Source organism: Bacteroidota bacterium, assembly GCA_037133915.1.
Classification (GTDB): domain Bacteria; phylum Bacteroidota; class Bacteroidia; order Bacteroidales; family CAIWKO01; genus JBAXND01.
The window spans coordinates 1-14,161 of sequence record JBAXND010000054.1; the positions used below are offsets into that span (position 1 = coordinate 1).

The 14,161-nt window shown below is 43.4% G+C and carries 10 protein-coding genes; 6 read left to right on the forward strand and 4 right to left on the reverse strand.

Going from position 1 to position 14,161, the window contains the following annotated elements; all coding sequences use genetic code 11:
* Positions 1-157: 157 nt before the first annotated feature.
* A complete protein-coding gene (locus tag WCM76_14325; GenBank protein ID MEI6766801.1) occupies positions 158-1,447 on the forward strand; it encodes a gliding motility-associated C-terminal domain-containing protein in 1,290 nt (429 codons plus the stop codon).
* Between the two features lie 115 nt (positions 1,448-1,562).
* Positions 1,563-2,180, forward strand: a complete 618-nt coding sequence (locus tag WCM76_14330) for a hypothetical protein (GenBank protein ID MEI6766802.1) — start codon at positions 1,563-1,565, stop codon at positions 2,178-2,180.
* A 56-nt stretch (positions 2,181-2,236) separates the two neighbouring features.
* Here the strand turns inward: WCM76_14330 and WCM76_14335 are convergent, their stop codons facing one another.
* Positions 2,237-3,430 carry a T9SS type A sorting domain-containing protein gene (locus WCM76_14335; protein ID MEI6766803.1) on the reverse strand — a complete coding sequence of 398 codons (1,194 nt, stop codon included), beginning with the start codon at positions 3,428-3,430 and terminating at the stop codon, positions 2,237-2,239.
* A gap of 81 nt (positions 3,431-3,511) precedes the next feature.
* On the reverse strand, positions 3,512-4,576 hold the full coding sequence (thiL, locus tag WCM76_14340) for a thiamine-phosphate kinase (protein ID MEI6766804.1): 1,065 nt from the start codon (positions 4,574-4,576) through the stop codon (positions 3,512-3,514).
* A 129-nt stretch (positions 4,577-4,705) separates the two neighbouring features.
* Here thiL and WCM76_14345 point away from each other — a divergent pair, with 129 nt between their 5' ends.
* Both WCM76_14345 and WCM76_14350 read left to right on the forward strand, forming a co-directional pair.
* Complete coding sequence (locus WCM76_14345; protein MEI6766805.1) at positions 4,706-6,898, forward strand: hypothetical protein; 2,193 nt, start codon at positions 4,706-4,708, stop codon at positions 6,896-6,898.
* Positions 6,899-6,933: 35 nt separating this feature from the next.
* The gene (locus WCM76_14350; protein MEI6766806.1) at positions 6,934-8,295 is read left to right on the forward strand and encodes an exonuclease domain-containing protein; all 1,362 of its coding nucleotides are present in this window, start codon (positions 6,934-6,936) and stop codon (positions 8,293-8,295) included.
* Positions 8,296-8,340: 45 nt separating this feature from the next.
* Here WCM76_14350 and WCM76_14355 read toward each other — a convergent pair whose 3' ends face one another.
* On the reverse strand, positions 8,341-8,697 hold the full coding sequence (locus tag WCM76_14355) for a four helix bundle protein (protein ID MEI6766807.1): 357 nt from the start codon (positions 8,695-8,697) through the stop codon (positions 8,341-8,343).
* A 134-nt stretch (positions 8,698-8,831) separates the two neighbouring features.
* Positions 8,832-9,635: a LexA family transcriptional regulator gene (locus WCM76_14360; protein MEI6766808.1), complete on the reverse strand. Its 804-nt coding sequence runs from the start codon at positions 9,633-9,635 to the stop codon at positions 8,832-8,834.
* 136 nt (positions 9,636-9,771) lie between these two features.
* Between WCM76_14360 and dinB the strand changes: the two genes are divergently transcribed.
* Together dinB and dnaE are read left to right on the forward strand one after the other, a co-directional pair.
* The gene (gene dinB, locus WCM76_14365; GenBank protein ID MEI6766809.1) at positions 9,772-10,947 is read left to right on the forward strand and encodes a DNA polymerase IV; all 1,176 of its coding nucleotides are present in this window, start codon (positions 9,772-9,774) and stop codon (positions 10,945-10,947) included.
* Positions 10,948-11,146: 199 nt separating this feature from the next.
* Positions 11,147-14,089: a DNA polymerase III subunit alpha gene (gene dnaE, locus WCM76_14370; GenBank protein ID MEI6766810.1), complete on the forward strand. Its 2,943-nt coding sequence runs from the start codon at positions 11,147-11,149 to the stop codon at positions 14,087-14,089.
* Positions 14,090-14,161 lie beyond the last annotated feature (72 nt).

A 14,161-nucleotide genomic window follows, 5' to 3' on the forward strand; every position in this document is an offset into this window, starting at 1 on the left:
ATTTGTTGCGGTTTGCAAAATAATATTCTGTATTTTTATCGGACAATAGTGAAAGGAAATATTTAATTTAACGACTTAATGACTAAACAAATAAACGATTAAACGAAATACAATTTTTATTACCTTTGAGAAAAAAAAAGAAAATACGAATACAATTATGAAAAGTAGCGGATTTATTGTTAGTGTACTTTTTTTGATGTTCACCTTTCAGGGAATCACCCAGAATGTGGTGAACAACGGTAACCAGATAGTGGTGACACCGGGTGCTTATGTTATGATTGGTGGCGACTTCATTAATAAGAACGACGGCACCAACGACGGTGTTGTTGCACTTGATGGCAATATTGTGCTGAAACAAAACTGGGTAAATTTTGCGAATAATAATGTTCTGTCACTGATTGGCTCCTCTCCTGCAGGAAACGTTATTATGGACGGGCTTACCAAACAGGCAATAGAAGGTACGAATGCATCGCACTTCGAGAATCTTATTATCCGCAATGGCGATAAAATACTGAGAGTCTCGGATTGCGAAGTTAATGATACTCTTTTTGTAGACGCCGTTCTTAAACTGAACAGCCATAAATTGATTATTGACAATCAGAATCGTGCTGCCATCCAGCATTTGAGTAATTATATCCTCAGTGAAACAGATCCATTGGTCGGTTACGGCGAACTGCAATGGAACATCGGAAGTGTGTTGGACACTTACGAAATTCCGTTTGGCTCAGGGCTCATTGCTTCAAACGATTTAAATGTGACATTCACAACGAGAACGCCCGGACAGCCCAACAGCGGCGGCGTATCATTTGCCACCTACCCTGCCGACTGTAAGAATTTCCCCTTGCCCACGGGTGTTATGAGCCTTGATAAAGATTATGATTTGGTTGTAAACCGCTACTGGATTATTGATCCGCTGTATCTGAACGCAAAGCCCGGTGCAGATATCACCTTCAGGTATACTGAAGAAGATGTAAACCCGCGCTGCAACGCTCGTATGACCGAAGGCGACCTTAAAGCAGTATCCTATAATACACTTACCAATGAATGGAACGACAGCCTTGCTACCGGCACTGATGCTCCGGCAAGCAACCTGCTGTTTGCTGAAAATATCACACAGGATAATTTTTACGCGCCCTGGGCATTGGTAAATGAATTCAAACCATGGGAATTCTTTACACCGAATGCTTTTACACCTAACGGCGATGGCGTAAATGATGAGTTCAGACCCATTGGTTATAATCTGGAATTTCAAACTTTTGAAATGTCTATTTACGATCGTTGGGGCGGGAAGATTTATGAAACCACTGATTACAATGCGCCGTGGAAGGGTCGTGCATGGAATAGTTCACAAAAATGCCCGGGTGGCGTTTATACCTGGTTGGTGTTTGTTACCGACAAATACGGCAAGATCAGCAAATACAGGGGTATTGTAACCCTGGTTCCATAGATTTTTAGAAAACTTTAAGTTAAAATATTATGAGGTTGCAGCAATTTGAGCCGCAACCTCTTTTGCTTATGTAAACAATATTTATAACTTTGACCAATCAAACGAATCTAAGCCAATGAGAGCATTTATCGCAATAATTATCATCTCTATATTTTGCTGTTTTCAAACTAATGCACAGGACACCGTACGTTTTTTGAATGGCCGCTGCATCAGTGGCAAGGTAGTAAGCAATTCGAATGAAACAATCATTCATCTTACCAAATCACACAAGACACATTCAAAGACCAAAAAATATTTCAAGGAAGATGTTTTTGATATCCGCTATGGCACAGGGAGCAAAGAGGTACTTTACCTTGCCGACAGCAATCGTGGAAACTATTTTAGTGAGGATGAAATGGATCGTTACATTTCCGGAATGCAAAATGCGCGCATAAATTATAAGGCACCCTGGGTAACTGTTGGTGGATTTGCGGCAGGTGCAGCAGGTCTGTATTGGGGCTTCTGGGGATTGGCGGCACCTGCAGCTTATGCAGTCACCTTTTCAGTAATTCCGGTTAAAACAAAAGGGAAACCTTATCTGAAAGACCATATCGGCGACGAATATTACATAGAAGGTTTTAATGCTATGGCACACCGAAAGAAAGTAAAAAATGCTTTACTCGGGGGCATTGGAGGCGCACTGCTTGTCGGAATAACGACGGCCATTCTCACTTTCAAATTTGCCAATGACTGATAAAAAAAAGAGCTTTCAAATGAAAGCTCTTTTTTTTTATCCTCAAAGAATCAGAATTACTTTCTCACTTCAATTTTTCGTGTTTGTACCGCACCGTCATTTTCAATTCGAATAAAATAGCTGCCGGCAGGTAAAGCACTTATATCAATAGTTTCAGAAACTCCTGCACTATTAATTCTGGCTACATTCATACCAAGCATATTGTAAATTTCAACACGGGCATTTACAGCATTGTCAATATTAATGAAGTTTTTGGCAGGATTCGGATAAATAGAAACGGCCGAGGTTTGGTTGGTACCAATGCCGCTGCAAATATCAATATTGGCGGTAGTATCCTGAGCAGAAGTGAAAAAACAGTATCCTACAAAAATATCGCCGAGTGTAATGGTGTACGGGGCTGCAACTGCGTATTGATGCGATGTGTCAATTGCGTTGAATAAAGTCGGGCTGTCTCCAAAATTCCATCCGAACTGGTATTTTGTTGAGTCAACGTTCACATAATACTCATACATACGATCTACGTAAATGGCAGGATGCACATTGGTGAAGTTTACTAAGTCTCCATTATTGATGCAAGTTTTATCCATTGTGAAATAAACCCGGGCAAGAGTGTAATTTACAATAGGTTCAATAAGCCAGTCGCAATCATAACCATAGGATAAAATACGCGCCCAGGTCATTCCTGCTTTTATTCTTGCAAGATTTTCACCCTGTCCGTCATTAGCAGCATTGTCATTCGTAGCAATACCAACCGCATTTGCACCGGCATTTGTAATAACAATTACATACGGGGCACTTACGGCTATAGCATTTGTGAACATAGCACGCTGCAGTACACCGTTTGAACCCAATGAGTCAACATTGACGGTTGTAGTTGCAAGAGCGCTGCCTGTGGGCATTGAATCGGCGCCTGCAAGAAATAACTGCACGGTAACTGTTATAGAAGGTACATTATAAGCTTTGCCATAGAAATTTGCACCTTTCACATTGATAGTCTGAGGTGCATTGAAATACTGAGCAATAGACGGCGTTGTTGCACTCACCTGAAAACCGGTTGTTCCGGTAGTTTTCATCCACACATAAAGAAGCGTATCGGTATACGGTACCTTACTGTTTGGATTCAGCTCAACGCGATTTACCTCACCGCGTTTGCCGACTATCTTGCCGGGGATAAGATTTAATCCTGATTGCGCCATAATAAAGGCAGTACAGGCAAAGAAGAGAATAATGGGTAGAGCAATTTTTTTCATGATTATAATGGATTAGATTTATAATAATTAATATTTTACAGCAAATGTATACACGACGGATGTTATTTCCAAATTATTGAATTACTTCGGACCACTGTCTTCCCTTTTGCTTAAGGCATCCCAACCCTGAGCAAGAACAGGTACCGATTGTCCACTGCGTGTAATCATACTCAAGCCATCCTTAATATCGGTTATATGACCAATAATAGTAACATTTTCCACTTGCTGTATCCGTTTTAATTCCGTGATAGGAATGGTAAACAGCAGTTCATAGTCTTCACCTCCGTTAAGAGCAACTGTTGTCGGATCCAGTTTAAATTCTTCGGCAAGTGTAACTGTTGCTGCATCTACAGGTAGTTTATCCTCGTAAATGGCAGCACCGCTTTTCGAATTTTTACACAGATGCATTATTTCAGAAGCCAGCCCATCACTGATGTCAATCATGGAAGTCGGCTTCAAACCAGCAATTTTCAGCTTTTTCACAATGTCTGTCCGGGCTTCAGGCTTCAGTTGCCGCTCCAGCGGATAATCATATCCTTCGAGGTCTGGCTGCATTTCGGGGTCGGCTCTAAAAACAACTTTTTCGCGTTCGAGCAGCAACAGTCCGGCATATGCGCCACCCAGATCGCCCGAAACACAAATCAAATCATGCTCCTTCGCACCTGACCGATATACAACATCTTCCTTGGCAACATCGCCCAGTACCGTAATAGAGATGAACATACCCGTTGTACTGCTGGTTGTATCACCACCCACAATATCAACCTTATAACGTTCGCAAGCGAGCTTCAGTCCGGCATAAAACTCATCAAGCGCCTCAACCGGGAAGCGGTTTGATACGGCAAGGCCCACGGTAATCTGCTTCGGCATGCCGTTCATGGCGCATATATCAGAAAAATTAACCACTGCGGCTTTGTAGCCAAGGTGTTTCAGCGGTGTATAGGTCAAATCAAAATGAACGCCCTCAACCAACAAATCAGTTGACACCAATATGAAACGATCGCCGGCATCAATAACCGCCGCATCATCGCCCACGCCTTTTACGGTTTGTTCATGGAATATTGTAATATCAGCCGTCAGGCGGTCAATTAAACCAAATTCGCCCAATTCAGACAATTCGGTTCTGCTTTGTTCAGGTTCTATCATAACGCAAAAATAATCAGTTTATGAACAGGAAAAGAAAAGAAAATGCAAAATCGTCGGCATCCCGAAAAGGACAAAACTACCAGGAACCAAAACCAATAATAATTATCTTTGTGAATAACCGATTCTCAGATGTCTTCATTAAGTTTAAAGGAACATATCGCGCAAAGCAGACTGGCTGTTGACGCCAACAAGGCAAAAGGCAACCGCCATGCCGAATTGCTTTCGGGTTTGTATGCCGATAGTTCACGCTTTCTTGAAGAACTGTTACAGAACACTGAAGACGCCTACCGCCAAGTTGGTGCCGCGAACAGTGAAAACACATTATTGTTCAGACTTTTTTCCGACCGTCTGGAAGTATCTCATAACGGAAAGTGCTTTGATGAAGACGACCTTAAATCCATTACAACCTTTGCCAATACTACAAAATCGAAGTATAAGGATGTAAACCTGATCGGAAAATTCGGCATCGGTTTTAAAAGCGTATTTGCAATAACAAATGAGCCTCAAATCCATTCCGGAAATTATCATTTTAAGATACGCGATTACGAAGTTCTTGAAGAAATTGTCCCACTAACCGACATTTCAGAATATTCAACATCCATTGTCCTTCCGTTTAAAAATGACACGACAATTTACAAACTTGTTGAAAAAGCCCTGAAAAATCTGGGCTCAGGCCATCTTCTATTTCTAGACAGATTGAATTGCCTTGAAGTAGAACTCCTCGGAAAAGCGAATGTCAGTATTCGGAAAACAATTGTGGAAAAAAGCAACAATTGCTCCACTATATGCATTGGTTACAACGGGAACCGCAAACCTGAAGAAAATTTCCTGCTGCTAAAAACGCCTGCCAAATCGGTAAAAGGAAACATTGCCATTGCATTTCATTTGGAACATAAAAATGAACATTCAAGCATTTGCAGTGCCGGGAATACGCATCTGTTCTCGTGGTTTCCGACCCTTCAGGAAACAGGCTTGCAGTTTTTTGTTCATGCTCCATTTACCACAACGCCAACACGAGAATTCATCCCTTTTGATATTGTCCGAACACCCGAAAATATCAGACTTGCAGAAGAGCTTTCAAAACTTTTTGTATCATCATTGACCGTGATGCGCGACAGCGGCTATTTATCTCCTGAATGGCTCGCTGTAATGCCGCTTACAGCTTCGCAAATTACCGACAAACCCGACAATTCAAAACTCATATACACCCTCATTCACAAAGCCTTTAATCAGACTGTTCAGCAAAAGAAATTCTTGCCTTCAGGTAATGGCGCATTCTGTAAAGCCCTTGAAGCCTGCCTTATTGAAGATAAAGAACTGACGGCTCTACTCGGTAAAAAAGGAATGAACGAACTTTTCGGATTCGATTGCGCCATTGATAATGCAAGCTGGAAAGACTTTCCGGAAGTAAAAGAGTTTCTTATTTCAACAATCAGATTACGTGAAATTACAACTGATAATTTTGCATTTCGTCTTTCCGTGAACCCCGGATTTTTGCAAAAACAAAAAGCGCCATGGTTCATCAGGCTGTACTACTTACTTTTAAAACACCCATCGCTGTGGGATAGCACACATGCTTCAGAATACTACAGTCTGCGCAATAAAGAAATTATTCTTACCAAAGATGGCTCCCTGAAAACCGCATTTGACAGCGATGGCACTGCTCAGCTGTTTCCATTCGCAAAACATGGATTTAAAATTCATTCGGCCATTCGCCGTGATATGGACGCCATGAAATTTCTAAGCGCATTGTGCGAAAACGTTGAACCAATCAATCGTCGCAATAAAACTCAATGGCAGCCCGATGTTTTAGCTGAAGATGCTCCTGTTCACGTTCATGAGTTCACCCCATCCGATGATATTAGTATTGCACCCGCATTTTCCGCATTGATGCAGCCCGAAATTATTGCGCACAGCATTACCGCAATGGCTGTAGAATCAAATAACATTATAAATGATAAGGTGCGTGAATGGGCAATTTCCTATGTCAAAAGGACTTTACTCCAACATAAAAAGTATAATTTTACTGAAAATACGATATCCGGAATTGACCTTTGTTTCGTAAATTCTGAGCAGCAAACCAATTTTGTGCAGGTGCTCGGGAGAACCATCGGACAACTTGATTTTTACGCATCACCGTCGTTTTTGCAGGCAGCCATAAAAAGCTTGCTTGAAAATAAATGCGAACAGCTTGTGTGGATTTTTGTAGAAGCAGTCGGCAGCACATTGGCTAAAGCAACAATAGTAAGTAATCCATTAAAACTCGTATCTGAAGGGAAAATAAAATTTTTACCAACAGCTATTAAAATCAACGAACTTTGAAACTCCTTTTACACTCCTGACGAAAACTTCGACGCATGTACGCTATTGTTGATATCGAGACCACAGGCGGTCGCCAGATAGACCGTATTACTGAAATTGCCGTTTATGTTCATGATGGCACCAAAATAGTGGATGAATATACGACACTGGTAAATCCTGAATTAAGCATCCCCTACTTCGTTCAGCGGCTCACCGGAATAACGAATGAAATGGTTACAAGTGCGCCAAAATTCTACGAAGTGGCACGCCGCATTGTCGAGATTACCAATAACTGTATGTTCGTTGCGCATAATGCCAGTTTCGATTACAACTTTCTTAAAGGAGAATTCAAACGTCTGGGCTATCATTACAAACGTAAAATGCTGTGTACGGTAAAGCTTTCGCGAAGGCTGCTACCCGGCATGCCGTCATACAGCCTGGGTAAATTATGCAATGAACTGGGCATCGAAGTAGTTGGAAGACACCGTGCCGCTGGCGATGCACTCGCCACGGTAAAACTATTTGAAAAACTTTTAAGCGTAGGTGTTGACAGCAAAGATATCTTTTCGAGTTCCAGGCTCAGCGCCATAAGCCGTCATCATCCACTGCTCGACCCCCTGAAAATTGAAGGACTTCCGGAAGAGCCCGGTGTGTATCATTTTCATGACGACAAGAATAACCTTATCTATATCGGTAAAAGCCGAAACATTTACTCGCGCGTAATGGCGCATTTCGGAAATAATACCACGCGTGCTATGAATATGTGTGAGCGCATTGCCGATATTCAGTACGAACTCACAGGCAGCGAACTCATCGCGTTGCTTATTGAATCGGCTGAAATAAAAAAGAATAAGCCGGTATTTAACCGGGCACAACGCCGCACCGGCTACACCTACGGTATCTTTGAAAGCACGGATGCGAACGGATACCGGGTGCTGAAACTCGACAAAAATAATTGCTCCGAGCTCCCATTGATGACCTTTACCTCCAAGTTTGAAGGACAGCGCTGGCTCGAAAAAACGGTCGAGAAGAACCGCCTTTGCCAAAAACTGACCGGACTATACAAGACGGATGGTGCGTGTTTTCATCACGCCGTACAGCAGTGCGACGGTGCATGCATCGGTCAGGAACCGCCCGACGAATACAACCTCCGCGTAGAAAAAGCGCTCTCGGCATTCCGTTTCGACAATCAGAATTTTTTCATTATTGACAAAGGAAGAAACAAAGACGAAAAAGCAGTGATTAAAATTGAAAAAGGCCGTTACATAGGATGGGGCTACGCCGACACCATGGAGGCCGTTTCAGACATCGAATCGCTGAATAACTACATCACTCCTGCCGACGATAACCGAGACGTGCAGCAGATTATACGAAGCTATTTACGGCATCATAAAGTTGAAAAAATGATTATATATTAGTCGTAAGTCAAGAGTCGAGAGTCAAGAGAAAAATGATTTAACGATTTATTGTTTAGGCTGCAATGATTTAAGTATGCCTCGCAATATTCGTGATATTTCATCAGAGTCTTTAATCAGCAAGCTTTGCTCCTCCTCATTTATATATTTCAGCTTTAATGCAAGATATGTCATCGATTTTACTTCACTGCACGAGCTTTTGGCCATATAAATGAATCGTGAGAAATCTGCATCTGAACTTCGGTCAAATCCTTCGGCAACATTGTTTGAAATTGAAATAGCAGCTCTTTGAATCTGGTCCTTAAACCCAAAATCCTTCAGATTCTTAAAAACTGAATAAATGGTCACGGCATAATCCTGTGCTTTCTGCCAGGCAATTATATCTTCAAATTTGTGAATTATCATATCTCTATTTTTTTTCTTCTGTTTTTTTTGACTTACGACTATTTTTTTTGACTCTTCATCAGCCTCTGGCGTTTCGACAAGCTCAACGACCGAGGCTTTTTGACTCTCGACTCTTGACTCACGACTAATATATTTTACATTTTTTTCAGCTTCTTCTTCAATAGTTCAACATCGCTTCTGAGGTTTTCTACTGTTTTCAGCACATTCTGGCTGAAACTGTTGGGTTCTGGAAGCTCGCTGCTAATGTAATTCACAAATTTCCATACCTCGCGCAGCTGATTGACCGGCATTTCGTACGGCGCATAGGCAGGATTGAATGAATGCAGCATCAGCAGGCCGTTTTCACGTATCCTGTTCTCGGCTATCTTGAATACGATACCGTCGTCGAGTGTCAGAAAAACATAGGCATGGCGGTCGCGGATGTGATGCCAGTTCTGTACAAACTCACAGGTAATCCACGAACCGCTTGGTATCGGGAGCATGGAATCACCGCTTATCTGAAATGTCCGGTATTTTCGTTCATGCGAAAGAAAGGGCAACTGGAATGTTTGCAGCGACTGTATGTATTCGGGATCCGCAAAACCACTGGCATATCCGGCTTTTGCCTTGACGGGAACAAGTTCAATGTTCTCGTTATTCTCACGGTCAACTGTGGTAGCCAGCACCCTGATTTTACTTCCGGTGATGTAAGTATCGTAACCCCGCTCAAGCTGCGACAGACTGCTTTCGGGCATACCGCTCAGGTCGGTTTTTACCAGTGTGTCAATAGAGATATTATAGTATCTGGAAAATGCCAGCAGCGCATCAATATTGGGCTGTGCCACCTCATTTTCGTAGCCGCTCAGCGTAGAGCGTTTCATCTCCAGTGCAAAGGCCACCTCTTCCTGAGTACGACCGTGGCGCTTGCGCAAAAATTTAATATTTGATGCAAACTGCATAGACTTATGGGATTAAGTTATAATGATAAAAATATCTGTTCTGCTGTTACAAATTTACTGTTTTTTTTGATTATATTGTAATCACTATACTGATTAATTTTTAATCAAAGATACAATCATCAACATCAAAAAACAAGTGGAAACGCATAATAACCGTAATATTATTCATCTCGACCTGGACTCATTCTTTGTTTCGGTAGAACGGTTGCTGAATTCAAGCCTTGTCGGGAAGCCTGTGATTATCGGAGGCACTTCCGACCGGGGCGTAGTGTCGAGCTGCAGCTACGAGGCGCGGAAATATGGCGTAACGTCGGCTATGCCGATGCGTATGGCGCGTTCGCTTTGCGCTGATGCCGTGGTGATACGCGGCGACATGGATCAATATTCAAAATACTCGCGCATTGTTACCGACATCATTGCCGAAAAAGCGCCTCTCTTCGAAAAAGCCTCTATCGACGAGCATTACATTGATGTTACCGGCATGGATCGTTTTTTTGGTACGCAGAAATGGTCGCAGGAACTCAGGAAATATATTATAGATAATACGGGATTACCCATTTCCATGGGATTATCCATAAACAAAACCGTATCTAAAATAGCCACCGGAGAAGCCAAGCCCAACGGAGAAATCTACGTTTCGCCCGATAACACACGTCCGTTTCTGGCGCCGCTCTCCATACGCAAGATACCGATGATAGGCGAAAAAACATTCCAGATGCTGCGTTCCATGGGCATCGTAACCATCGATACGCTGAGTCACATTCCGCCCGATATGATGCAGCGCGTGCTGGGCACCAACGGTCTGGTGATATGGAAAAAGGCGAACGGCATCGACAATACACCCGTGCAGCAGTTCAGCGAACGTATATCTGTGGGTACGGAAACCACCTTCGAAAACGACACCATAGACATAACACGTATACGGCAGATGCTGGTGAGTATGGTAGAGAAAATCGCTTATCAGGCACGCAAAAAACAAAAACTCGCGTCGTGTATCACCATCAAAATACGGTATTCAAATTTCGATACGCACACCTTACAGAAACGCCTTCCCTACACATCATTCGATCATGTGCTGATACCCGCGGCCATCAGCCTGTTCGATAAACTGTACCAGCGCAGAATGCTTATACGGCTTGTGGGCGTAAGACTCAGCGGACTCATAAGCGGCGTGCAGCAGATAAATATGTTTGACGATACACCCGAAATGGTGAGCCTCTACACCGCCATGGATAAGATACGTAAACGCTACGGCAGCAAGGCAATTTTGAGGGCAGTAGGATTGCATGATGAACTAAGAAATAATAACTAAAAATTAATAATGGGAAATTATAAAAATTAAATAGACCTCACGCAAAGACGCAAAGGCGCAAAGTTTTTTTCATTTTCAAATTAACTAATTGACAAATTTTCAAATTAAATAGACCTCACGCAAAGACGCGTTACAAACTTTTTGACTTTACGACTTTATGGACTTTCTGACTTTATAAACTATCATTTTTAATTATTCATTGTATTTAAACTGCCACACATATTACAGCCTCCGATACGGCACACTTTCGCCTGAACAGCTGGTGGAAGATGCCGTTGCAAAAGGTGTGCACACACTTGCGCTTACCGACATCAACAGCTCGCAGGGAATGCTTGATTTTGTAAAACTGTGCAACGAGAATAATGTAAAGCCTATTGCCGGTGTCGAATTCCGCAACGACGACACCCACGTTTATACAGGAATAGCGCTGAACAACGAAGGTTTTCGCGAATTGAACGAAATCGTGACGCTGCACAGTGAACGCGGAGAACCCTATCCCGCTAAGGCGCCACGCACATCTCACTCGGTATTTATTTATCCGTTCGGGCCGGAAATAAAGGCTATATGCGAAGAATATGAGTTCATAGGTATTCGTCCGTCAGACCTCAACCGGCTTCAGTTCTCAAAAATAAAAATTGATGCTTCGCGGCTTGTGATGATGCAGCCGGTAACATTCAAAGACACAACCGGGTTTCATGCACACCGCTATCTGCGGGCTATTGACCACAATACGCTCATCACCAAACTGCAACCCCATCAGGCAGCCATGCCCGACGAGATTATGCTCAGCCCGGATGCACTGAGAGCAATTTATGCAGACCATCCTCAGATTATAAAAAACACCGAAAAGCTGCTTTCGCAATGCTCCATTGCATTTGATTATAACGGCATAAAAAACCGTAAAACCTTTACGGGAAATGCCTCTGACGACAGGCTGCTGCTTGAAAAATTAGCTTTTGACGGGCTTGAATACCGATACGGAAAAACGAACCGTACTGCCCGTGAGCGTGTGCTGAAAGAGCTCGCTATCATTGACAAACTCGGCTTCTCATCGTATTTCCTCATCACCTGGGATATTATCCGCTACTCCATGTCGCGCGGTTTTTACCATGTAGGACGAGGCAGCGGCGCTAATTCAATTGTGGCGTACTGTCTCAAAATTACCGAGGTCGACCCGATAGAACTTGACCTGTACTTCGAGCGCTTCATCAATCCGAAGCGCAGCAGCCCGCCCGATTTTGATATTGATTATTCGTGGAAAGAACGTGACGAAGTGATAGACTACATCTTTAAACGCTACGGCAGCAAGCATACCGCGCTGTTAGGCGCCACATCAACATTCAGAGACCGCTCAACCTACCGCGAACTGGGCAAAGTAGTAGGTTTGCCCAAAGCCGAGATTGATGAACTGGTCAAGAATCCCGAAAAGGTAAAAGACAACAGCCGGCTTACGCAGCAGCTATACGCACTGTCCAATTATCTGGCCGACTTCCCCAATATTCGCAGCATACACGCCGGCGGCATCCTGATATCGGAAGAACCCATGACCTGCTATACCGCACTGGACATGCCGCCAAAAGGCTTTCCCACCACACAGTGGGATATGTATGTTGCCGAAGATTTTCATTTTGAGAAGCTGGATATCCTCAGCCAGCGCGGCATCGGGCACATACGCGAATGTGCCGACATTATTTACGCTAACAAGGGCGTAAGCGTAGACATCCATCGTGTCAACGTTTTCAAAAAAGACAAGACCGTAAAAAAACAATTGAAGGATGGCGAAACCATCGGATGCTTTTATGTTGAAAGTCCGGCCATGCGGGGATTATTAAAGAAATTGCGATGCGACAATTACCTCACGCTGGTGGCTGCAAGTTCCATCATAAGACCGGGTGTGGCGCGCTCGGGCATGATGCGGGAGTACATCAAGCGTTTTCACGACCCCAAAGGCTTCAGCTATATACATCCCGTGATGGAAGAACAGCTCAAAGAAACATTCGGCGTGATGGTGTATCAGGAAGATGTACTTAAGGTTTGTCACCACTTTGCGGGTCTCGACCTTGCCGATGCCGATGTACTGCGGCGTGCCATGAGCGGCAAAGTGCGCGGCAAAAAAGAGATGCAGCGCATTGTAAATAAATTTTTCGAGAACTGCCGTTCGTTCGGTTACCCGGAAAATGTTACAAAAGAAGTGTGGCGGCAGATAGAATCCTTTGCGGGATATTCGTTCTCCAAGGCGCACTCCGCCTCGTATGCCGCAGAAAGCTTTCAGAGCCTGTATCTCAAGGCGCATTACCCGCATGAATTTATGGTAGCGGTTATTAATAATTTTGGAGGTTATTACCGCACATGGGTATATTTTAATGAAGCCAAACGTTGCGGTGCGACCATCAAACTGCCCTGCGTGAATGCCGGCAACTACATTACGAGTATTCACGGAAAAGATATTTACATCGGATTCATCCACATCGCAAATCTTGAAGCAGCCACGGCGAAAGGGATAGAATCGGAACGCAGGACTAACGGCACTTACAGCGGTCTTGATGATTTTATTGCGCGCACCGGCACCACACTCGACCAGATGCTGATACTGATAAAAGCGGGTGCCTTCGGGTTCACCGGAAAATCGAAACCCCAATTATACTGGGAAGTGCACCTGCTTACGAATAAGGCCGAACGTACACCACGGCCTGCAGAAATGTTTCACACACCGGTAAAAAAGTACAAACTGCCAGCACTGCAGCAAAGCGATATTGAAGACGCCTGGGACGAAATTGAGCTGATGGAAATGCCCGTCACGCTAACGTGGTTCGATCTGCTGAAAACAACATTCCGGGGTGAGATTCCTGCAAGCGAGCTGATAAAACACGTCGGGAAAACTATCCGAATGATAGGACAACTGGTGACTATAAAATATGTGAAGACCATCAAAAATGAATGGATGCACTTCGGAACATTCATTGATGTGCATGGTGAGATATTTGACACAGTTCATTTTCCAAACTCGTTGAAACAATACCCATTCAAAGGCAACGGGCTGTACCTCATATTGGGTAAGGTTACCGAAGAATTCGATTACCCGAGCATCACAGTAGATAAAATGGAAAAGCTTCCTGTGACCGAAGACCCGAGAAGGAAATAACAGTTGAATGTCTATAAAGTCGAAAGTCTATAAAGTTAAAAGTTCATAAAGTTTATAAAGTCAAAAAGTTTG